The following is a 21,421-nucleotide window of genomic DNA, read 5'->3' on the forward strand; positions in this document are numbered from 1 at the left end:
ATCACCCGATGTTGTTGGAGAGGTCCGGAATCATCCGGCCCATCTCGCCCTCCCAGTTCTTCCAGTTGTGCACGCCGATGGCCGGATAGTCGGTGTCAAGGCCAGCGACATCGACGTGGTGGTGCATTCGTCCTATCAGATCAATGTGGCGAGCCTGAACAACCGGCTGCGCATGCCCTCGCGCAACGCGGTGGCGCAGCAGGCCAAGGCGGCCGCCGAGCTCGGGGCGTTCGGGCTGGTGGTGCACGGCGGGCACGTGCGCTCCGACGCCGAGATGGTCGAGGGATTTGTCAACTGGCGCAAGCTGTTCGAGCGCCAGCAGGACAAGGGCGGGTTCGCGGTGCCGATCCTGATCGAGAACACCGCGGGCGGAAACCATGCCATGGCACGGTATTTCGACGATATCGGGCGGCTGTGGGACGCGGTCGGCGATTTCGGGGCCGGGTTCTGCCTCGACACCTGCCATGCCTGGGCGGGCGGTGAGGACCTGGTCGGGATCGTGGAGCGGATCAAGGCCATCACCGGGCGCATCGACCTGGTGCACTTGAATTCCTCGCGGGACGCCTTCGATTCGGGCGCGGACCGGCACGCCAACTTCGCGGACGGGACCATCGATCCGCAGCTGCTGGCCGAGGTGTGCCGCACCGCCGACGCGCCGGTGATCCTGGAGACGCCCGGCGAAGGTGTCGCCGACGACTTGGCTTACCTGCGCGAGCACGTCGGCTGACGCGTTTCGGTCGGCGGGGCGCGTTTCGATCCGCCTGATCCTGAACCTGTTTCGCCGGGCTGCGCGCTGGTGTCCTGATGGGGGCCCGAATCCGGGTCCTTCCATCCGGGCGAAAGGCTTCGTATGTCCGTCGATTACGCAACTTCCAACCTGACTGTCGTGCAACTGGGCAGCAAGATCGGCGCGCGCATCGACGGCGTCCGACTGGGCGGAGATCTGGACTCGGTCACCGTGCAGGGCATCCAGGACGCGCTGCACAAGCACAAGGTCATCTTCTTCCGCGGCCAGGAGCATCTGACCGAGGACGGGCAGCACGAGTTCGCGCAGCTGCTGGGCGCGCCCACCACCCCGCACCCGACCGTCACCTCCAAGGGCGTCAAGACGCTGCCCATCGACTCCGAGTACGGCCGCGCCAACAGCTGGCACACCGATGTCACCTTCGTGGATCGGATTCCGAAGGCGTCGATCCTGCGCGCGGTGCACCTGCCGCCCTACGGCGGTTCGACCACCTGGGCCTCGACCGTGGCCGCCTACGACTCGCTGCCGGAGCCGCTGAAGGCCCTGGTCGAGAACCTGCGGGCGCGCCACACCAACGCCTACGACTACGCCGCCGACCGCACCGAGGCGGCGCGCGGGGAGAACTCGCAGGTGACCGCCAATATCAAGGCGTACCGCGAAGAGTTCGAGTCCACCTACTACGAGACCGAGCACCCGGTGGTGCGCGTGCACCCGGTCACCGGCGAACGCGCCCTGCTGCTCGGGCATTTCGTGAAGAACTTCGTCGGCCTCTCCGCCGCCGAATCCCAGACCCTGTTCCAGCTGCTGCAGAACCGCGTCACCCGCCTGGAGAACACCACCCGCTGGAACTGGCAGCTCGGCGACGTCGCGATCTGGGACAACCGCGCCACCCAGCACTACGCCATCGACGACTACGACGGCCAGCCCCGCCGCCTCACCCGCATCACCCTGGCGGGCGACGTCCCGGTCGACATCCACGGCAACCCCAGCACCATCATCACCGGCAACGCCGAGCACTACTCGATCATCGAAGAGGTCGCGCCCAGCGCCGCGTAACCCGATGTGAAAGACCAGGATTCGGGCCCGCGGGTGCTGCCACTCACCCCGCCCCGAATTCTTCGGCCGGTGCGACGGGCACCAACCTCTCTCGCCCGTCGCACCGGCCCTCGCCATTCCGGCGGAGGCCGGTCACGCGGCTCGGCGCGGTAGGCCAGACTGTGGGCATGGAGATTCGGCCGCTCGACGGGGTTCGGGTACTGGAACTGGGCAATTACGTCGCCGCGCCGACGGCGGGGCGGATACTCGGGGACTTCGGGGCCGAGGTGATCAAGGTCGAGCGGCCGAAAACCGGTGATGAGCTGCGTAATTGGCGGTTGTACGGCGGGGATACCTCGATGCTGTACCGGACGGTCAACCGGAACAAGAAGTCGATCACGCTGGATCTGCGGACCGAGGCGGGACGCAAGATCGTGCTGGATCTCGTCGAGCAGTGCGATGTGCTGCTGGAGAACTTCCGGCCGGGGATGCTCGAGAAGTGGGGGCTGGGCCCGGACGCGCTCGAGGAGGTCAATCCGAATCTGGTGATCACCCGGATCTCGGCCTACGGGCAGACCGGGCCGCTGTCGCAGCGACCGGGCTTCGCGGCCGTCGCCGAGGCGGTCGGCGGGCTGCGCGAACTGGTCGGTGATCCGGATCGGCCGCCGGTGCGGGTGGGCGTCTCCATCGGCGATTCGATCGCGGGGATCTACGCGGCCTTCGGCACCGTCATGGCGCTGTTCCAGCGCGAGCGGGTGACCCGGGTTCCCTTGGAGCAGCGCATCATCGACGTGGCACTCAACGAGTCCATCCTGTCGGTGATGGAATCGCTGGTCCCCGACTACCTGGCCTACGGCATCAATCGCGAGCGGGTCGGCGGGCGCATGGAGGGCATCGCGCCCAGCAACGCCTACCCGACCAGCGACGGCTACAGCATCATCATCGGCGGCAACGGCGACGCCATCTTCCAGCGCTACATGCAGGTCATCGAGCGCCCGGACCTGGCCGCCGACCCGGAACTCCAGGACAACGCGGGCCGCTGGCGCAATCGCGAGCGGCTCGACGCCTCGATCGCCGAGTGGAGCCGCACCAAGACCCGCGACGAGGCACTGCGGATCCTCGAGGCCGCGGCCATCCCCTGCGGTCCCATCTACACCGCCGCCGACATCGTCACCGACGAGCAGTACCGGGCGCGCAACATGATCCAGCCGTTCCCGGTCGACGTGGGTGAGCCGGAGCCGAAGGTGGTCGGCTTCCCGGGCATCGTCCCGGTGATCGGCGGGCAGTCCCTGCCGATCCGCAATGTCGGCCCCGACCTGGGCGAGCACACCCGCGAAGTACTGTCCGGACTGCTCGGCATGACGGACGCCGACATCGATGCGCTGGAGGCGAACTCATGATCTTGCGAGATGTGACGCTGCGCGACGGCTTGCAGCTGACCGGCAAGGTGCTCGACACCGAGCGCAAGGTCGAGATCGCGCGCCGCCTGCTGGCGCTGGGTGTGCCGGAGCTGGAGATCGGATCCATGGCGCGCCCGGATCTGGTGCCGCCCATGGCCAATACCCTCGAGCTGGTGGCCCGGCTGACCCCCGAGGAGCTGCAACGCTGCTGGGTGTGGGTGGCCACGCCCCGGCACGTGGCCCGCGCGGCCGAGGCCGGCGTGCGTAACTTCCAGTACTGCTTCTCGGTGTCGGACGCGCACAACCGGGCCAATATCGGCCGCGACACCGAGGCCAGCCTGGCCGCCATGCCGGAGGCCGTGCGGATCGCCCGCGAGGCGGGCGGGCGCATTCAGCTGTGCCTCGCAACGGCTTTCACCTGCCCGTTCGACGGTCCGGTGGATCCGGCCCGGGTGCTGGCCATCGCCGCCGATCCGCGCGCCGAGGGGTCGGCCGACATCGTCATCGCCGATACCCTGGGCCAGGCGTATCCGGGTCAGGTGGGTGCGCTGATCGGCGCGGTCGCCGCGACGGGGCGATGGGGTACGGCCGAGCGCCGCATCGTCTTCCACGGCCACGACACCTGGGGCATGGGGGTGGCGAATTCGCTGGCCGCGCTGGCGGCGGGCGCGGCGGTGGTGGACGGATCGCTGGGCGGGCTGGGCGGCTGCCCGTTCGCGCCGGGGGCGTCGGGCAATACCTCGAGCGAGGATCTGTTGTTCGCCACCCGCCCGGAATGGTTTACGCCGACCGCATTGTCGGAGTTGGCGAAGATATCCGGAGATTTGCTGGCGGAACTCGGTGAACCCAATCGATCGCGCACAATCGAGGGCGCGCACTCGAAAGCCGAGGCATTTGAATGGGTAATCACTCCGGGCGAATAAATTCGCGGGAAATTAGCCAGCCTGTGCGTCGGCGCGCAGCTTGAGCAAAACCAGACCGGCGGTACAGGCCAGAATCAGTCCCGCGACAGTGATTTCGACGCGCAGTCCCGCAATGCCGAGCACCGCGCCGACCAGTCCACCGAGGAAGATCAGCCAGGCCACGACGCGGGACAGGATGGCCGACACCCGTAGCGCCCCCTGGGCCGCGGGCTCTCCCGAGCGCACCGATGCGCGCAGCGGAGATGTCGAGAATGCACCCATCATCCACTCCTCGATGACGCCCGCCGGGTCTCGCGATACTTCGGCGCGTCCCTCGGCTAATTTCGAGCGTCTCACGTGTAACTTTGGACACACATTACGGCTCGGCAACGGAAAGTCCAGACGACACGTACATAAAACGCGCCGACTTTACTAATTCGTAATCCGAATCATGGCTGTTTGAGATATTACCGAGGCTTTGGCAATGGTCCGCGCGGTCGCGTTAGCGAACCGACCACCCGCCTGGCCGTACCTCTAAGCCTCCGTTAAGGTGAGCCCACTCGACACGAATCAGGAGTGCCACCAATGGACGGCAGCAACGCCCGTGCGGACGAGCGCACGGTCACCCCGCTGCGTCACCTGCCCAAGCCCGTGGTGGGTGCCGCCGCCGCGGTCGGCGCGGTCTCGGCCGGGCTCATCCTGCTCGGCGCCTGCGGCATCGGCCACAACGACACCTACGTCGCTCCCCCGCCGATCAACGCGGATCTGCAAGCGGCCCCGGAGACTTCGAGCAAGAGCACCGCCTCGACAACCCCCGCCGTAGTGATCCCGCCCTCCCCCTCCTGGCGAGTGGCCGCCGACATGCCCTCCCGGCGCGCACCGATCTCCACCATCACCGCCACCCCGGACGATCCGGCCGCCGACCCGAGCTCGAGCACCCGGACCACCCCGTCCCGTCCGACCACCACTCCCCGGACGACCACCGAAACCCCGCGCACCACAACGGAACCCCCGGTCACGACACCGCCGGAAACCACGGCCCCGACCACCGATCACGCCGCCTCGGACAACTGACGCCGCCCGATCACCACTGCCCGTCCTGGACCGGGACGCCTTTCTGGACTCCCAGCCGATGGACCTGACCCGGTGCGGGGTCTTGCCAGGGCTCGTGGTCGTCACCGAGCCAGTCACCGACCGGGGCCACGCCGCTCAGCGCATCCGCCGGAGCGAGATCCGTTGCCTCGGAATCGAAATAGTCGAACCACGGTAGGCCCGCCCTGGTGTAGGCCGCACGATCGGCTGGCGACGGAGGCGCCGCCTCTCCGGTGATCCGCAGCCAATCGGGCGGCGTGACCAGATGCACGAACACCCGCCCCGACCACTCAGCAGCCCAATCCCCCGGTCCGCGTTGATCTTCGAAGATCTCCTGGCGCATGGTCCCGCCGACCCCGAGCCCCATCGCCCGCCCGGCACGCGCCCTGCGCGCGAAGAGGCGGCCCGACGACCCCGGATCACCAGCCAATCGCTCGGCAGGGCCGGGCACGGGTGGAAACAGTGGACCTTCGTTCGTTCCGGAGCCCGCCGTGCCGTTCGGCGTGGGGGTCGGGGCCACATCGGCTTCCGACAGCCACGGGGGCAGAGCCGGAAGAGATGGGCTGCCCCGCTCGCCGGAGCCCGACGGTCGCGCGAAAGGGTTGTCGCCAAGCTTTTCCGCCTGCAATCGACGCTGTTCGGCGGCTTGCTTGCGCCGCTCGATCGCCTGCCTGCGCCGTTCCTCCGCTGCCGCGCGGCGAGCATCTTCCGCGGCGCGCCAGCGGGTGAGTTCGGCCGGGTTCAGTTCGAAGTTCTGGAGTTGGATGCCGCCCCAGGTTTCCTCGCCGGTGATCTGACCCTCGACTGTCGCGCCCGAACCCAAAGGGACGGCGACGAATTGGCGGATGGTGCCGATGCCGGAGTTGATGCCGTCCAGCCAGGGTTGGCGGGGCAGGACGACGTAGTTCTGCGGGTCGTGTGAGAGGCGGTCGCTCCAGGGTTTGCCGGAGACGGCGCACACCCTGCCCGCGCCGATCTGAAGGGCCGCAGGCTCTTTCGTGGCGAACTTCAGCCACAGGGCCTCACGCAGGTAGATGGGCAGCATGACGCCGCCGCGCCGCGCCATCTCCTCCGGCACCCGATCGGCGTAGTCCGCCACCCGCCGCAGCGGGAAGTCCCCTAGCCCCGGCGGTAGCCGATGCGTGCCCTGTTCGGGCAGCCGCAACGTGCGGATGAACCGCACCCTCACACCACCAGGAAGTACCAGGGTGTTCCCGTCCAGCCGTACCGTATCCCCGCCCATGCCCCGACCCTACGCTCGCCAATTCCCTTGCCGAAAGCGGAATTCCAACTCCGCACCCCTCCGGACGAACTCGCACCCCCGCGCACCACGGCGCGGGGGTGCGCAGAGGTCAGAACTCGACCAGGGTGTACTCGCCCACGCGATCGGTGAGCACCCGCAGGTGCTCGAGATCGCCGCCCAGGGTTCGGGCGATGGCGGTGAGCCGGGCCACGTAGTGGCTGACCGGGTATTCGGTGGTGATGCCGATGCCGCCGTGCATCTGGATGGCTTCCTGCCCGATGTGGCGACCCGACCGCCCGACCTGAAGGCGGGCGCGCGAGGCGGCCACCCGGTCGGCGGACCCGTCGGCGACGGCCGCCGTGGCGTACAGGCTCATGCTGCGCGCCAACTCCAGCGAGACGTACATGTTCGCGGCCCGCTGGGTGAGGGACTGGAACTTCGACAGCGTGACCCCGAACTGCTTGCGGGTCTTGAGATATTCGGTGGTCAGCCGCAGCGCTTCCTCCATCGCGCCCACGGATTCCGCGCACAGGCTCGCCTGCGCGGCCACCGTCACCGCCTCCACGACCGGCTGCGCGTCACCGCCGTCACCGAGCAGTTCGGCCGCGGCGGAGGCGAATTCGACCTGCGCGCCGCGCCGACCGTCGAAGGTGCGGTAATCGGTGCGGGTGACACCGGTGGCGTCGGCGGCGAGCAGGAACAGCCCGAGTCCGCCACCCGGCAGTGCCGCGCTGACCACAAGCTGGTCGGCGCAATCACCGTGCGGCACGGGGTTCTTGACGCCGGTCAAGCGGTAGATGTCGCCGTCGAGCACCGCCGTGGTGGCGAGTTCGGCTGCGGGCCAGCGGGTACCGGGCTCGTCGTGCGCGAACGCCAGCAGCGTCTCCCCCGCCGTCAGCGCGGACAGCACCCGCTGCCGCTGCTCGGCGGTCGCGATCCCCGCCACCAGCCCGCCCGGCACCAGCACGGCGTCGAGGAAGGGTTCGGGCGCGTTGCGGCGGCCGATCTCCTCCATGACCACCATGGTCTCGACCGGTCCGGCCCCGACGCCGCCGTCTTCCTCGTCGAAAGGCAGCCCCAGCACGCCCAATTCGGCCAGCTGCCGCCACACCTCGCGGCTCCAGCCGAGATCGGTGTCGGTGACCTTCAGTCGCGTCTCCGGGTCGTAGGCGCGGCCCAGCAGGTCCCGGACCGTATCGCGCAGCATGACCTGTTCATCGGTGAGTTCGAAATCCATGGCGGCGGCTCACAATCCGAGGATGGTGGAGGCGATGATGGTGCGCTGCACCTCGCTGGAGCCTCCGTAGATGGTGGTCTTGCGGTAGTTGAGATAGGCCGGTCCACTGCGCTGCGCCCAGCCGGGCGCGGCGATATCGTCCGCGCCGACGGGCAGCGCGTCCGGCCCGGCGATGTCGAGCAGCAGTTCGGTGGCGGCCTGCTGTAGTTCCGACCCGCGCAGCTTGAGCACCGAGGACGCCGGATTCGGCTTGTCGCCGGTGGAATTCGACACCACCCGTACCAGCGTCAGCTCCAGGGCCAGCAGCTCGTTCTCGAGCTCGGCGATGCGGGCCGCGAACACCGGATCCTCGAGCAGCGTCCCGCCGCCCGAACGGATCTGCGCCGCATACTCTTTCGCGACGCCCAGCTTGACCTTGGTGCGGCCGACGCCGGTGATGCCGGTGCGCTCGTTGCCGAGCAGGAACTTCGCGTAGGTCCAGCCCATGTTCTCCTCGCCGACCAGCTGATCGGCGGGCACCCGCACGTTCTCGAAGAAGACCTCGTTGACCTCGTGATGGCCGTCGATGAGCTTGATCGGGCGGATGGTGACGCCGGGCGTCTTCACATCGAACAGCAGCAGCGAGATGCCCGCCTGCTTCTTGACCGTCGGATCGGTGCGCACCAGGCAGAATATCCAGTCGGCGTACTGGGCCAGGGTGGTCCAGATCTTCTGGCCGTTGACGATGTAGGAGTCGCCGTCGCGGACCGCGGTGGTGCGCAGCGAGGCCAGGTCGGAACCGGCGTCCGGCTCGGAAAAGCCCTGGCACCACCAGATGTCGAGGTTGGCGGTCGGCGGCAGGAAGCGCGCCTTGAGCTCCTCGGAACCGAACTGGGCGATGACCGGGCCGATCATCTGGGCATTGAAGGTGAGCGGCTCCGGCACCGAGGCCAGCTGCATCTCGTCTTCCCAGATGTGCCGCTGCATGGGCGTCCAGTCGCGGCCACCCCAGGCCACCGGCCACTTGGTGACGGCCAGGCCGTGCTCGTTGAGGATGCGGTGGGTGGTGACGATGTCATCGCGAGAGAGCTCGAGACCGTACTTCACACGGTCACGGATCTCCGCCGGGATCTTGGTCCGGTAGAACTCGCGCAGTTCGTCCCGGAATTTCACCTCATCGGGTGATAGGGCCAGCTTCATTGCTTCTCCCGAGCGTCGCTGTGATGTCGCCAATAAACTTACCCCTCGGTAATGACTTGGGTGTCGGCCGGATCACACCAAGCAGACGCCTCGGTATCACGATCTGAAGCAACGCGACGGCGCGACTCTCGAGCAAGCCTGGTACGTTGCGGGGAAATCCGGTACCGATGCAGGAGCAGCAGCAGTGAACCGTTGGACCCTGTCCCGGCGCGGCCTGGCGGTCGCCGCCCTAACCGCCGCGGCCACCCTGGGCGCGGGCGCCACGGCTCAGGCCGCTCCCGGCACCGCCGACCAGCCGAAGACACCGGCGCAGCTCGGCGTCGAGGAGCTCACCCAGGCCGTCGGCGACGACATCGCGGGCAAGACCGCGATCGCGAACATCGCGCGGGCCTCCGATCTGGTCACCGCCGCGAAGCTGGAAAACGTTCTCTTCACGCCCTTCTCGTATCAGGCGCCGACCCTGGGCTGCGGTTTCAATATGCCGTTCAGCCTCACCCAGGCCATGGCCGTCACCGGCGTCTCCACCCAGAACGGCGCGGTCTCGCTGCCCGGCGGCACGGTCAGCTTCCAAGTCATGGCCCAGCAGAACGGTTTTCCGCTCGCCTCTGGGCTGAGCGTGGCCTGGCTGAACGTGAACAACGGCCGCAGCGGCATCATGCCGCTCGACGATCAGACCGAGTACAACCTCCCGGCGCTGTCCAAGAGCGCCGAGACCGGCGCGGGCACCGTCATCGCCTCGCTGTGGGGGACCATCGACTACCCGAAGGCGCGCTGCGTGGTGCTGCCGACCGTCGGGCTGTTCTCGGTGAGCGACATCCCGCCCGCCCAGCAGGCGACGCCGGACGCCCCGAAGCCGGACGGCACCACCCCGGGCACCTCGACCACGCCGACCACCCCGGCCGCGCCCACCACCCCGGCCCAGTCTCCCGACGCCGGTTCCGGTGCACCGGCCGCCACCGATCCCACCCCGGCGCAGACCGCCCCGGACGCCGGTTCGGGCGCACCCGCCAACTAGGTCCCGAAACACCTGATTCTCGAAACCCTGGTGCTCGAAACACGAACGCCCGCATCCCTTCCGGATGCGGGCGTTCGCGGTTTCAGACTCTGACTACGAGCGCGGCTTGCGGCGCTCGTAGCGCGGCTTGCTGTCGCGGAATTCGCGGCGCGGCGCGCCACGGCTCATCGAACGCTGTCCCGGCGCACCCTGATCCAGCTGCAACTGGATCAGCTGACCGCTGATCCGGGTGCGGCTCAAGGCGTTCAGCGTCTCGTCCGACAGGTCGGCGGGCAGCTCCACCAGCGAGTGGTCCGGCCGGATGCTGATGTGGCCGAAGTCGCTGCGCCGCAGGCCGCCCTCATTGGCGATGGCGCCCACGATCGCGCCCGGAGCGACCTTGTGCCGCTTGCCCACCGAGATCCGGTAGGTGGCCAGCTCCGCGCCGGTCTGGCGGTGATGCGACGGCTCGCGGCGCTCACGCGGGCCGCGCTCGTCGAAATTGCGCGGGCCACGGTCGCGGTCCCGATCGCGACGCTCACGCGGCGCGGGCTCCGGGTCGGGCTCCATGAAGAAGGTGTCGCCCTCGTGCCCGCCGACCGCGAGCGCGGCGGCGATGTCCACCAGCGGGATGTTGTGCTCGCGCTCGTACTCTTCGATGAGCTTGCGGAACAGCGGCACATTCGCCGAGTTCAGGTTCTCGGTGATGGCGTCGTGGAACTTGGTGACGCGCTGCGCGTTCACGTCCTCCACGCTGGGCAGCTGCATCTCGGTGACCTGCTGGCGGGTGGCGCGCTCGATGGCGTCGAGCAGGCGGCGCTCGCGCGGGGCCACGAACAGCAGCGCGTCACCGGAGCGGCCCGCGCGGCCGGTGCGGCCGATGCGGTGCACGTAGGACTCGGTGTCGTGCGGAATGTCGTAGTTCACGACGTGCGAGATGCGTTCCACGTCCAGGCCGCGGGCGGCCACGTCGGTGGCGACCAGGATGTCGAGGACGCCCGACTTGAGCTGGCCGATGGTGCGCTCACGCTGTGCCTGCGCGATGTCACCGTTGATGGCCGCGGCGGAATACCCACGCGCGCGCAGCTTTTCGGCCAGCTCCTCGGTGGCCTGCTTGGTGCGCACGAAGATGATCATCGCCTCGAAGGGCTCGACCTCGAGGATGCGGGTCAGCGCGTCCAGCTTGCGCTGGTAGGACACCAGCACCCAGCGCTGGGTGATGTTGGTGTTGGTGGAGGTCTTGGTCTTGACCGTGATCTCGACCGGTTCCTTCAGGTACTGCTTGGAGATCTTGCGGATCGCCGTCGGCATGGTCGCCGAGAACAGCGCGACCTGCTTATCGCCGGGCGTGTCGCGCAGGATGCGTTCCACGTCCTCCTGGAAGCCCATCTTGAGCATCTCGTCGGCCTCGTCGAGCACCAGGTACTGCAGCTCGGTGAGGTCGAGGGTGCCGCGCTCGAGGTGATCGATGACGCGGCCCGGGGTGCCGACCACCACCTGTGCGCCGCGCCGCAGACCCGACAGCTGGACCGCGTAGTTCTGCCCGCCGTAGATGGGCAGCACGTGCACTCCGGGCATGTGGGTGGCGTACCGGCCGAACGCCTCCGCCACCTGGATCGCGAGTTCGCGAGTAGGGGCCAGCACCAGCGCCTTCGGCGCCTTGCCGGTCTCGTTCAAACCCTGCAGCACCGGGATGGCGAACGCCGCCGTCTTACCGGTACCGGTCTGGGCCAGACCCACCACGTCATGGCCGTCCAGCAGCGGCGGAATCGTCGCGGCCTGGATGGGCGACGGCGATTCGTAGCCGACATCCGCGATGGCGCGCAGAATGCGCTCATCGAGGCCGAGATCGGCGAAGGACGGGCCGGAAACGTCCCTCTCGTCGTCAGTGGGAACGCTGTCGGCCGGTGAGGTACTCATTGCCAGGGATTTTACTGCCTGCTAGCTGCGGGGTTGACCATCGGGTGAATACCCTGAGAGTCGTGCATCCGGACAACTCGCCCGCGCCCTCCGCCTCGACGCCCCCCGGCTCGCCCTCCGGGCTGGGCAATACCGAACCCGCCCCGGTCCGCAATTACGTCACCGGAACCCTGGCCACCAGCGAACCGGGCAGCTCGGGCGGCGTGGCGACCGCGGTGCAGGCGCCCGCCGCCGAGGCGGAACACCCGGACGCGGCGTCGGGCTCGGGGAGCGTGGATGTGGCGGTGGTGCAATTCGATCCGTACACCGACACCGTGGCCAATCTCACCGCGCTGCGGGCGGCGGTCAAGTCCGCGAGCGAACTCGGAGCGAAGGTGGTGGTCGCGCCCGAGTACTCGATGTTCGCCACCGCCCGCCTCGACGACCGGGTGCTGGCCGCGGCCGAACCGCTGACCGGCCCGTTCGTCTCCGGATTGCGTGGCATCGCAGCCGAATTCGGGGTGCACGTGGTGGCCGGTGTGGTCGAGTCCGGGGGTCCGGACCAGCCCGCGGGGCACGTCTACAACACCCTCGTCGTCGCCACACCCGATGCCGGATTCGCCACCGTGTACCGCAAGGTGCACCTCTACGACGCCTTCGGATCGCGGGAATCGGATCTGCTCATCGCGGGCCCGCTCGACCAGTGCCAGACCTTCGCGGTCGACGGGATCGTCTTCGGCTTGCAGACCTGCTTCGATCTGCGTTTCCCCGAAGGCATTCGACGCCTCGCCGCCGCGGGCGCGCATGTGCTGCTGCTGCCCGCGCAGTGGATTCCCGGTCCCGGCAAGGTCGATCAGTGGACCACCTTGCTGCGCGCCCGCGCCATCGAGAACACCATGTACGTGGCCGCCGCCGACCAGGCCGCCCCGCGCGGCGCCGGCACCTCGATGATCGTCTCCCCCACCGGCGCGGTCCTCGCCGAACTCGGCGACCAGCCGGGCATCGCCACCGCCCGCGTCGACCTGGCCCACCTCACCGAGGTCCGCACCACCAACCCCAGCCTGGCCCTGCGCCGCTACACCATCCGCGGCGAGTAAGCCGCCGGTGCCCGGCACCCGGCGCAACTAGACTGAGCAGCAATGATCTATCCGGATCGAGGGGCTGCCGGGCGCGCGCTGGGTGAGAGGTTGGGGCACCTGCGCGTGGCGGATCCCTTGCTGCTGGGGCTGCCTCGGGGTGGGGTTCCGGTGGCCTTCGCGGTGCGGGAGGTGATCGGCGGGGATCTGGATGTGCTGCTGGTGCGCAAGCTCGGGGTGCCGTGGCAGCCGGAGCTGGCCATGGGCGCGATCGGCGAGGACGATGTGCGGGTGCTCAATGACGACGTCGTGCGGCACAGCGGCGTCACGCCCGAGCAGCTGGCGGCCGTCGAGGAGCTGGAGCGGATCGAACTGGAACGGCGTCGGCGCGTACTGCGGGCGCAGCCGCCGATCCCGTTGAAGGACCGGACCGTGGTGATCGTGGACGACGGCATGGCCACCGGCGCGACCGTGGCTGCGGCCTGCGAGATCGCCCGCCTGCACGAACCCCGGCGCGTGGTGGTGGCGGTCCCGGTGTCCTCGGTCGAGGCGGTGCACCGGATCCGCTCGGTCGCCGACGAGATGGTGTGCCCGCTGGTGCCGCCGTCGCTGGGCGGGGTCGGCGCGGCGTACGACGACTTCCATCAACTCACGGACGCGGAAGTGGTGGAGCTGTTGCGCCCCACCGCCTCCGGCCGGGATCAGGCGCCTCAGACCAGCGAGTGAGCGTGTACGAATCCGATGATCTCCGCGGTGACCTCGGCGTGCACCGGCTCGTGCAGGAGGTCGTGACCGGCGTTCGGGAAGGTGTGGAAGCGCGCGCCGACCTGTCCGGACCACTCACGGACCGGGTCCACGGGGGCGCGGCGGTCGTCCTCGCCGTGCACGATCAGCACCGACAGGTCCTCCGGTAGCCGCGGGCCCGGCCAGTCCGAGGACTGTTCGGTGGCCAGCGCCGCCCGGGCACGGGAATTGCCGTGGGCGCGAACCGGATCCGGTCCACCGGCGCCGCGCGCGGACTTCGGGGACCGACCCTCCAGCACCGCCTTCGGCGTTCCGGACAACACCAGCCCGGCGAACTCGCCCGGCTCGGATTCGCGCAGCACCGCCAACGTGGTGGCCGCGCCCAGCGAGTGACCCATCAGGAACGGCGCCGAATTCGCCTCTGCCCGAACCTGATCCAGGAACAGCCGGGCATCGGCGGCCAATTCGTGGATGGTGCCGGGCCGCTCCGGGTCTCCTTCGCTGAGACCGTGCCCGGAGGTGTCCAGGGCCCAGAGTTCGACACCGTGGGCGGCCAGCGCCCGGGCGAACCGGTGATAGTGCGCGCTGTGCTGGCCGATTCCGGGCAATAGGGCCAGCACGGAGTGCGCGTTGTCGAGCTGCCATCGACGGTAGTGAAGGCGGCCGCGAGCGCCCGCGAGGTAAAGCATCGGGCGATTGTGACAGACCCGGACGCGGTTTGGGGGAGCTCCGATCGGGCTACGGGCGAGTAGTCAGCGAACCAAGATCACTCGCCGGGCACGGCCGCGTGCAGCAGGTGCGGCCCCGGCCGATCCGGATCCGCGGTCGTACCCAGGTAGCGGGCCAGGGTTTCGGCCGGACCCAGGTCCTCCACGACCGCCAGACCCGCGGCGGCCAGCTCGGCGGCGATCTCGTCGGGGGTGAAGAAGCTCACCCAGCTCTCCCCGATCGCGGCCAGGCGCTGCTTGCGAGCCTCGGTGGCGGCATGTTGCTCAGGAGTCCGCGGGGTGTACGGGATGCCGTAGTCGAAGACCAGCTCGCTGCCGGGGGCCAGGCCGCCGAGGGTGCGCAGCGTGGCGGCGATGGCGGGCCGGGTGAGGTAGACGGTGACGCCGAGCCAGATCACGAACGCCGGTCGCGTGGCGTCGAAATCGGCCGCGGCCAACGCCTGTTCGAGGGTGTCGTGCTCGAAGTCGACGCCCAGGTAGGTCACCGAGGGCGGGACCGCGATGCCGGTCTCGGCCAGCACCCGCCGCTTCCAGGCCTGGGTGTCGGGGTGATCGATCTCGAAGACGCGCAGGCCGGAATGCGGGTTGCGGTAGGCGAAGGTGTCCAGGCCCGCACCGAGGAAGACCGCTTGACGCACGCCCGCCCGGTAAGCCTCGGCGAGCGCGTCCTCGGTGTAGCGCGAGCGGGCGGCGATGAACAGCCGCATGCGGCGGCTGGCGGGCTCGTCCTGGATCAGCCGGTCGCCGGAGACTCCGGCCGGGGTGAGGACGGCCACTGCCAGCGGGTCCCGGAAGATGCTGGCACCGTCCAGTTCCTGATGTTCGGCGCGATAGCGGGCCGCGCCGAGGGCGGTTCGACTGGGTTCACCGTGCTGCACGAAAGGGCTCCCTTCAACGCCTCCACCCTAGGGGCGACACGCCGGGATCGCGACGCGATTTCTGGCGCGCGACCGGCCGCGGCCCCGAGGTCGCCGGCGGGCGTGCGCGCGAGTCGCGTTGTCTCCCAACATCGCCCGCAAACGCGCGCTGACGTGGGCGGGTCGCGGGCGACCCGGCCGGGCGCGCGGGCCGTACCTGGCGGCACATCACAGCGCCCCCAGTCATTACGCTATGGCGCGACTCGGCCACGCGATGACACCTCACGCGCGGAATTGTTCCCGGCCGAGGGCGGGTGTCGGCGGAGGAGAGGCACAGGAGGGCCGCGATTGATGCTGTTCGGTGATCGTGTCGTGTGCAGCACCGGTGACCTGGTGACGGCGGCGCGCTGTGAGTTCGCGCTGCTGCGCGCGCTCGATGCCGAACTGGGACTGGTGGCGCCGGTCGAGGACCGGTCACCCGCCGCGCTGACCCGCGCCCCGGACCCGGCCGTCGAGCACCGCCTGGCCGACCTGCGCGACCGCTACGGTGCGGCGGTCACCCGTATTCGGCTATCCCCGCCCGCCGCGTCCGCGCTCGGCGAGGCCACGCCGGGCGCCGAAGGGCCGACCGCGGTGATCGCGGAGGAACTGCGCGACGCGGCCATGACCGGATTGCGAGCCGCGCACACCGAGACGCTGGCGGCGCTACGCACGGACGCGGAGGCGGTGGCCGGGGCCGTCGTCCTCGACGGCGACTTCGCGGCGCGCTGCGCCTTCCTGACCCGGGAGCATTCGCCGGAGACCCACGACTACGTGGTGACCGGGGTGACCGGGCGGCGCCACCGGATCGCGACCCTGCTGGGGTTGACCGCCATGGCGGAAGCTTTGCGCGGCAACGGATTCCGGGCCGCACCGCACGCGCGGATCTGGGAGGACGGGGTCGCGCACACCCATCCGCTGGCCGATATGGCGGTGGTGTACCAGGCGCGCCGGTCACGGCTGAACCTCATCGTGGACACCAAACTCGGCGAACTACTGCCGGTGCAGTGGGGCGACCGCCGGTTCCTGGCCTGCGGCCACTGCCCCACCTGCACCGCCGAACTCGAGACCCGCCGCGACCTGCTACTGGTGGCGGGGATGCGCCCGGCCACCCGCGCCCACCTGCGCGACGCGGGCATCACCACCCTGGATCGCCTGGCCGTCACCGACGCCACCGTCACCGGCATCCCCGCCGCCACCCTCACCACCCTCCGCCGCCAAGCCGAGGTCCAGATCCTGCGCGAGCGCACCGCCCGCCCGGTGCACGCCCTCATCGACCCCACCGCCCTGGTCGCCCTCCCCGCCCCCACCGACGGCGACCTCTTCGTCAGCGTCACCACCGCCCCCGCCCCGGCCGCGATCACCCGCGCCCCCGCCGGAATCACCTGCAACGCAGGCGATCTCATCGTGCACATCCGCACCGGCTCGGCACCGCGGACGCGCGCGGGCGCGCCACTGCCGGCCCATACCGCCGACGAATCCGCACAGCGCCGCGAAACCTCACCGGGCATGCCCGCCGCGGGCCCCCATGCCGCCGCCGAACGGGCCGTCGCCGAAGTCCATACCCCTGACACATCTTCCGAGCCGCAGCCGAACGACCTCGTGTCGCCTGCCCTGGCCGACGCGACGAGCGAGCCCGAGACCGGACTGGCCACAATGGGATTCGCGCCGAGCACCGATCGCCGGATCGAGACCGGCGGCCCGGTATCGCGATCCGGCGGCGACGTGGCCGACCTCGCCGGAACGGTGGCGACGGCCAGCGTGCCCGGACCCGAGGCCGGGACCGTCGCGCTGGGGTTCGTGCCGACGCCGGCGCTGCCGAAGGTCGAGCACACCTTCGTGATTCGCGCCGAGGACCGGGATGGCGGGCGGGTCACGCGGCATCGCGACGATGCCGACGCGCTGCTGGAGTTTCTGGTGCGGCGGCAGCGGGAGTGCCCGGAGTTGCGGATTCACCACTACCGGGGGGATCTGCGGGCGCTGCTGAACGGGATCGGGGAACGCGATTCCGAGGGCGAGGACGTGGTGGCGGAGTTGCTGCCCGCGCTGATGGATCTGTATCCGGTGGTGCGGGCGGCGCTGGTGGTGGGTGAGCGGTCGTATGACCTGCATCAGCTGCCGCCCAATCAGGAGGAGAGCGACGGCGGGGCGGAAGCCGTGGTGCGGCTGCGGGATTGGCTGCTGGAGCTGGCCGCCGAGCACGGAGTGCGGCCGGAGCGGCGCTGGTCCTACGACTACGCCGAGACCGGGCCGGACGAGATCGAGGCGGCGCTGCGGGAATTCGCCGAGAGCGACGACCACGAGCGCGGGCCCGCACAGGAGGCGGCCGGGCTGGCCGCGGCCGCGCTCGGTTACCACCGGCGCGAGCGCCGCCCGCTGCGCTGGGCGCACGACGACCGGCTCGATCATCCGCTGGCCGAATGGGCCGATACCGCAGGCGTTCTCGTTGCCGACTCCGGCTCGGTGGACACCGACTGGCACGGCACCGGACAGCAACCGCTGCGCCGCTACCTGACCCTCGTCGGACGGCTCGGCACCGGCAACGCGCCCCCGCCGGGCACCCCGGTGCTCACCCTCTACGACCGGGCCGTGCCGGGCATGATCGTGGCCCCGGGACTGCGCGCCACCGCCCACGCCACCGTGCTCGGCTGCGCCCTGGACACCAATTTCGAGGACGTGGTGCGCGTGGTGGAGACGCTGCCGGAGGGCTGCGACCCCTACGCCGATCTGCCCACCGCCATCGCGCCCTGTCCCCCGGGCCTCGACATCCATCTCTCGGAAGCCTTGGAGGACACCGCACATCAGCTGCTGGTGACGCTGCCCCAGGTGCCCGAGACCGCGATCTTCGACATCCTGTGCCGCCGCCCGCCGCGACTGCGCACGGGCGGGGCGCTGCCGGAGGTGTTCGGCGATCACGCCGCCGCCGTCACCGCCGCCGTGCTCGCCCTGGACAATTCGTATGTGGCGGTGCAGGGCCCGCCCGGCACCGGCAAGGCCGACACCACCGCCCGCGCCGTGGAAAGGCTTGTCACCCGGTACAAGTGGCGCGTCGGCGTGATCGCCCGTTCGCACCAGGTGGTCGAGCACGTGCTGGACGCCGTCGTGCAGGTCGGTGTGCTGCCCGAACTGGTGGCCAAGGCCGACACCCGCTCGGTGGCCCCGGAATGGCTGCCCATCGAGACCGCGCGCTACCCGCGTTTTCTCGACAATGCCGTCAACGGCTGTGTGGTGGGCGGACTTTCGAGCGATTTCGCCGATCCCGAGCGCATCGCGCGCGCGAGCCTGGATCTGCTGGTCATCGTGGACGCCGGGAAGTTCCCGCTCGCCGAGGCGATGGCGGTGGCGGTGACCGCCCGCAACCTGCTGCTGGTCGGCGATCCCGCGCCGCCGCCGGCGCGCGGCACCCATCCCGAACCCATCGCCGAATCGGTGCTGGGCCGCCTGCTCTCCGGCCACCGCACGCTGCCCGCGGCCTACGGCTACTTCCTGGACCGCACCTGGCGCATGCATCCGCGCATGTGCGGTCCGGTGTCGCGGCTGCGCTACGACAACCGGCTGCGCTCCAACGAAACCGTCACCCTGGCACGGGAACTCGACGGTATCCCGCCCGGCGTGCGCACGGTGACGGTCGAGCATCACGGCAACGGCACCGAATCCGCCGAGGAGGCAAGGGAAATCGTGCGCCAGGTGCGCACGCTGCTCGGATTGCCCTGGCACACCGGAGCACTCACGCGTCGCCTGCACCCGCACGACATTCTGGTGGTGGCCCCGTATCACGCGCAGGTGGCGCGCATCCGAACCCTGTTGTCGCGGGCGCGGATCGAGGATGTGCTGGTCGGCACCCCGGACCATTTCCAGGGCCGCGAGGCCGCGGTGGTGCTGGTCTCGATGACCACCTCCGCCCCGGACGACGCGCCGCACGGCATCGGCGCGCTGCTGTCGCGGCACTGGCTCACCAGCGCGATCTCCCGGGCCATGTGGTCGGCGATCATCGTGCGCTCGCCGCTGCTGACCGAATACCTCCCGGCCACCGCCGCCGAATTATCGGATCTGGCAGCGGTTCTGCAGCTCGACCGGGTCTGAGCCGTCAGCCGAAGCAGTGTCCCTCACCGCGATAGGTGAGCACGGTGGTGCGGCGTCCGTCCTCGTCCACCAGGTGGACCTCGGTGAAGCGCTCGCAGAGTTCACCCGCCTTGGCGTGCCGGAACCACACGCGATCCCCGATCTTCAGGCCGTCCGCACCCGTCAGCGGGGTCTGTACCTCGCCCGCGCCCTCGGTGCCGATCAGCTTCAACCCCAAGGGCCACACCGGTTTCGGCACCCGGGACGCTCCCGCGGGACCGGACGCGATGTAGCCGCCGGAGAAGACCGTGGCGATGCCGGGCGCGGGACGGCGCAGCACCGGCGTCGCGAAATACATCGACGGGCGCGGGGCCAGATTGCGGTAGCCGTCGAACAGCGTCGGCAGGTAGAGCCCGGAACCGGCGGTCACCTCGGTGACGTCCGGATCGGAGATGCTGACCTCGATGGACCCGGTGCCGCCGCTGTTGACGATCTCGAGTTCCCCGACGGCGGAGCGGACGGCGTCCAACACCCGGCGGCGGCGCTTGCCGATCTCGTCGGCCGACAGCTTCTTCACCAGGCGCACCGCGGGATTGGTGTCGGGCAGGCCCGCGATCTGCGCCTCGTAGGTCATCATGCCCACGACTCGGAAACCGCGGGAACGGGTTTCGGCGGCGAGTGCGGCGGCCTGCTCGGGCGTGCGGATCGGCGAGCGGCGCACGCCCAGGTGCAGCGGGCCGATGCGCAGAGAGGCGTCCACGTCGAGACATACACGGGGAGCGATCTTTTCGCTGCCGACGGCGGCGCGGATCAGGTCCAGCTGAGCGGTGTCGTCGACCATGAGGGTGATGGAGTCCAGCAGCAGCGGGTCCGCGGCGAGTTCGGCCAGCGCGTGGCGATCGGCGGTGGGATACCCGAGCAGCACATCCCGCGCGCCCTCGCGGACCAGCCAGATGGCTTCGCGCAGTGAGTAACCCATGATGCCCGCGAATCCGCCGGCGGCGGTCAGCTTGGGGCCCAGCACTTCGTCCAGGACCGCGCGACAGCGCACGGATTTGCTGGCCACCCGGATCGGGACGCCGCGGGCGCGGCTCACCAGGTCGGCGGCATTGGCGCGCAGGGCGGTCAGGTCGACCGCCGCGAGCGGGGGGTCGAGCTCGGCGGTGGCCGCGTGCAGCACGCTGATCGGCGACTTATCGGTCACCTGATCATTCGACCACGAACTTGGTCACTCGTCCAGTATTTCGGAATTTCGCTGTCGGAATTCAACAGCGGGAGCACTCGAATTCAGGGTAGGTCGACGGCCTTGGTCGACAGGTAGGACACCAGATCGTCGAGCACGACGAGCGAGATCTCGTCATTGCAGTCGGCCAGCCAGCGCAACACCATGCCCTGGATGACCGCCAGCAGGTACGCGGCGATGGCGTCGACCGGCTCCAGCCACTGCGTGCCCGAGTGCCGAGCGCACAGGTCGAGGAAGGCAGTGACGTCGGCGTCCAGGTCCCGGAACATGGCCGAGCCCACCGGGTCCGGCACGCACGCGGCCTGATTCTCCCAACGCTGACGCAGCATGGCGAGCGTGGACTCGTAGGCCCGAATCTGGCGATCCGGCGAGGATTTCAACATCGGCCACAGCGTGCTGACACCCGCGTGCAGCAGGATGCGCAGTGCCCGATTACCGCTGAAGTCGAGCGACCCGGCCGTCTTTTCGATGGCCTCGGTCATGGCCGGACGAAGTCCGACCTGGGTGATTTCTCCACTTGCGCTCAACGACGGCTCCCTTTGGCGAAAGAACTCGCGCACAGCGACCAGGACCAGCGGCCATAGCGCCTGCGCAGTTCGCTCAACGGGCGGCGGATCGACTTTGATCTTTCCGGTCAGTACACCGGCGTACCCGTTCAACGGGTATCGATGGTACGTCGTTTTTGGGCCCGGTAACCAGCTTTGATAGCCGATTCCGTACCTCAAGAATGTTTTGTTACCCAATTGGAACGGGCCCGCGACCCTACGGGAATGATCAAATTGAACGATCGCCTGGTAACGACGTTGATAGGACCATTCGGTATATTACGGACGGTTGTGCGTCGAAACATAGAAGGTGTGCGCGACCCCACACGCGCCACGCCGACAGCCACCCGCTCGCACCCGCACAATTCGCCGATCCGATCGATCACCGACACCGTGGCGAT

General features: G+C 69.5%; 18 protein-coding genes and 1 pseudogene. 9 read left to right on the forward strand and 10 right to left on the reverse strand.

The window, feature by feature from the left end; translation table 11 throughout:
- Position 1: 1 nt before the first annotated feature.
- A complete protein-coding gene (locus ACWELQ_RS05545) occupies positions 2–127 on the reverse strand; it encodes a hypothetical protein (RefSeq protein ID WP_452395856.1) in 126 nt (41 codons plus the stop codon).
- Between ACWELQ_RS05545 and ACWELQ_RS05550 the strand changes: the two are divergent.
- From ACWELQ_RS05550 to ACWELQ_RS05565, 4 genes and pseudogenes are all read left to right on the forward strand, one after another.
- Positions 95–727 (forward strand): annotated as a pseudogene (locus ACWELQ_RS05550) (deoxyribonuclease IV); the annotation flags it as partial. The gene ACWELQ_RS05545 and the pseudogene ACWELQ_RS05550 sit on opposite strands and share 33 nt — an antisense overlap.
- A 123-nt stretch (positions 728–850) precedes the next feature.
- Positions 851–1,801: a TauD/TfdA dioxygenase family protein gene (locus tag ACWELQ_RS05555; protein ID WP_452395831.1), complete on the forward strand. Its 951-nt coding sequence runs from the start codon at positions 851–853 to the stop codon at positions 1,799–1,801.
- A 167-nt stretch (positions 1,802–1,968) separates the two neighbouring features.
- Positions 1,969–3,180 (forward strand): CaiB/BaiF CoA transferase family protein, encoded by a 1,212-nt coding sequence (locus ACWELQ_RS05560; RefSeq protein WP_452395832.1) that lies wholly within the window; start codon positions 1,969–1,971, stop codon positions 3,178–3,180.
- The gene (locus ACWELQ_RS05565; RefSeq protein WP_452395833.1) at positions 3,177–4,103 is read left to right on the forward strand and encodes a hydroxymethylglutaryl-CoA lyase; all 927 of its coding nucleotides are present in this window, start codon (positions 3,177–3,179) and stop codon (positions 4,101–4,103) included. Before ACWELQ_RS05560 ends, ACWELQ_RS05565 begins: the two co-directional genes overlap by 4 nt.
- Positions 4,104–4,115: 12 nt before the next feature.
- Here the strand turns inward: ACWELQ_RS05565 and ACWELQ_RS05570 are convergent, their stop codons facing one another.
- Positions 4,116–4,364: a hypothetical protein gene (locus ACWELQ_RS05570; protein WP_452395834.1), complete on the reverse strand. Its 249-nt coding sequence runs from the start codon at positions 4,362–4,364 to the stop codon at positions 4,116–4,118.
- A gap of 303 nt (positions 4,365–4,667) precedes the next feature.
- Here ACWELQ_RS05570 and ACWELQ_RS05575 point away from each other — a divergent pair, with 303 nt between their 5' ends.
- Positions 4,668–5,156, forward strand: coding sequence for a hypothetical protein (locus ACWELQ_RS05575; protein WP_452395835.1), 489 nt, complete (start codon positions 4,668–4,670; stop codon positions 5,154–5,156).
- A gap of 10 nt (positions 5,157–5,166) precedes the next feature.
- On the opposite strand, the gene ACWELQ_RS05580 is transcribed toward ACWELQ_RS05575, so the two are convergent.
- The 3 genes from ACWELQ_RS05580 to ACWELQ_RS05590 all read right to left on the reverse strand — a co-directional run bounded on the left by ACWELQ_RS05580 (position 5,167) and on the right by ACWELQ_RS05590 (position 8,833).
- Positions 5,167–6,417 (reverse strand): hypothetical protein, encoded by a 1,251-nt coding sequence (locus ACWELQ_RS05580; RefSeq protein WP_452395836.1) that lies wholly within the window; start codon positions 6,415–6,417, stop codon positions 5,167–5,169.
- A gap of 109 nt (positions 6,418–6,526) precedes the next feature.
- A complete protein-coding gene (locus tag ACWELQ_RS05585; RefSeq protein WP_452395837.1) occupies positions 6,527–7,654 on the reverse strand; it encodes an acyl-CoA dehydrogenase family protein in 1,128 nt (375 codons plus the stop codon).
- Between the two features lie 9 nt (positions 7,655–7,663).
- Positions 7,664–8,833, reverse strand: coding sequence for an acyl-CoA dehydrogenase family protein (locus tag ACWELQ_RS05590; RefSeq protein ID WP_452395838.1), 1,170 nt, complete (start codon positions 8,831–8,833; stop codon positions 7,664–7,666).
- Between the two features lie 184 nt (positions 8,834–9,017).
- Here ACWELQ_RS05590 and ACWELQ_RS05595 point away from each other — a divergent pair, with 184 nt between their 5' ends.
- The gene (locus ACWELQ_RS05595; RefSeq protein WP_452395839.1) at positions 9,018–9,848 is read left to right on the forward strand and encodes a hypothetical protein; all 831 of its coding nucleotides are present in this window, start codon (positions 9,018–9,020) and stop codon (positions 9,846–9,848) included.
- Between the two features lie 93 nt (positions 9,849–9,941).
- Here the strand turns inward: ACWELQ_RS05595 and ACWELQ_RS05600 are convergent, their stop codons facing one another.
- Complete coding sequence (locus ACWELQ_RS05600) at positions 9,942–11,747, reverse strand: DEAD/DEAH box helicase (protein WP_452395840.1); 1,806 nt, start codon at positions 11,745–11,747, stop codon at positions 9,942–9,944.
- A 215-nt stretch (positions 11,748–11,962) separates the two neighbouring features.
- On the opposite strand from ACWELQ_RS05600, the gene ACWELQ_RS05605 reads away from it, so the two are divergent.
- Together ACWELQ_RS05605 and ACWELQ_RS05610 are read left to right on the forward strand one after the other, a co-directional pair.
- Entirely contained in the window at positions 11,963–12,823 is an 861-nt protein-coding gene (locus ACWELQ_RS05605) for a carbon-nitrogen hydrolase family protein (RefSeq protein WP_452395855.1), read from the forward strand.
- A gap of 42 nt (positions 12,824–12,865) precedes the next feature.
- Entirely contained in the window at positions 12,866–13,528 is a 663-nt protein-coding gene (locus ACWELQ_RS05610) for a phosphoribosyltransferase (protein WP_452395841.1), read from the forward strand.
- Here ACWELQ_RS05610 and ACWELQ_RS05615 read toward each other — a convergent pair.
- Positions 13,513–14,235, reverse strand: coding sequence for an alpha/beta hydrolase (locus ACWELQ_RS05615; protein ID WP_452395842.1), 723 nt, complete (start codon positions 14,233–14,235; stop codon positions 13,513–13,515). The two genes, ACWELQ_RS05610 and ACWELQ_RS05615, sit on opposite strands and share 16 nt — an antisense overlap.
- A 77-nt stretch (positions 14,236–14,312) precedes the next feature.
- Positions 14,313–15,152 carry a class I SAM-dependent methyltransferase gene (locus ACWELQ_RS05620; protein ID WP_452395843.1) on the reverse strand — a complete coding sequence of 280 codons (840 nt, stop codon included), beginning with the start codon at positions 15,150–15,152 and terminating at the stop codon, positions 14,313–14,315.
- 330 nt (positions 15,153–15,482) lie between these two features.
- Here ACWELQ_RS05620 and ACWELQ_RS05625 point away from each other — a divergent pair, with 330 nt between their 5' ends.
- Positions 15,483–19,253, forward strand: coding sequence for an AAA domain-containing protein (locus tag ACWELQ_RS05625; RefSeq protein WP_452395844.1), 3,771 nt, complete (start codon positions 15,483–15,485; stop codon positions 19,251–19,253).
- Between the two features lie 4 nt (positions 19,254–19,257).
- Here ACWELQ_RS05625 and ACWELQ_RS05630 read toward each other — a convergent pair whose 3' ends face one another.
- A complete protein-coding gene (locus ACWELQ_RS05630; RefSeq protein ID WP_452395845.1) occupies positions 19,258–20,436 on the reverse strand; it encodes an amino acid deaminase/aldolase in 1,179 nt (392 codons plus the stop codon).
- A gap of 83 nt (positions 20,437–20,519) precedes the next feature.
- On the reverse strand, positions 20,520–21,002 hold the full coding sequence (locus tag ACWELQ_RS05635) for a TetR family transcriptional regulator (RefSeq protein WP_452395846.1): 483 nt from the start codon (positions 21,000–21,002) through the stop codon (positions 20,520–20,522).
- Positions 21,003–21,421 lie beyond the last annotated feature (419 nt).

The organism is Nocardia sp. NPDC004722 (assembly GCF_053601505.1).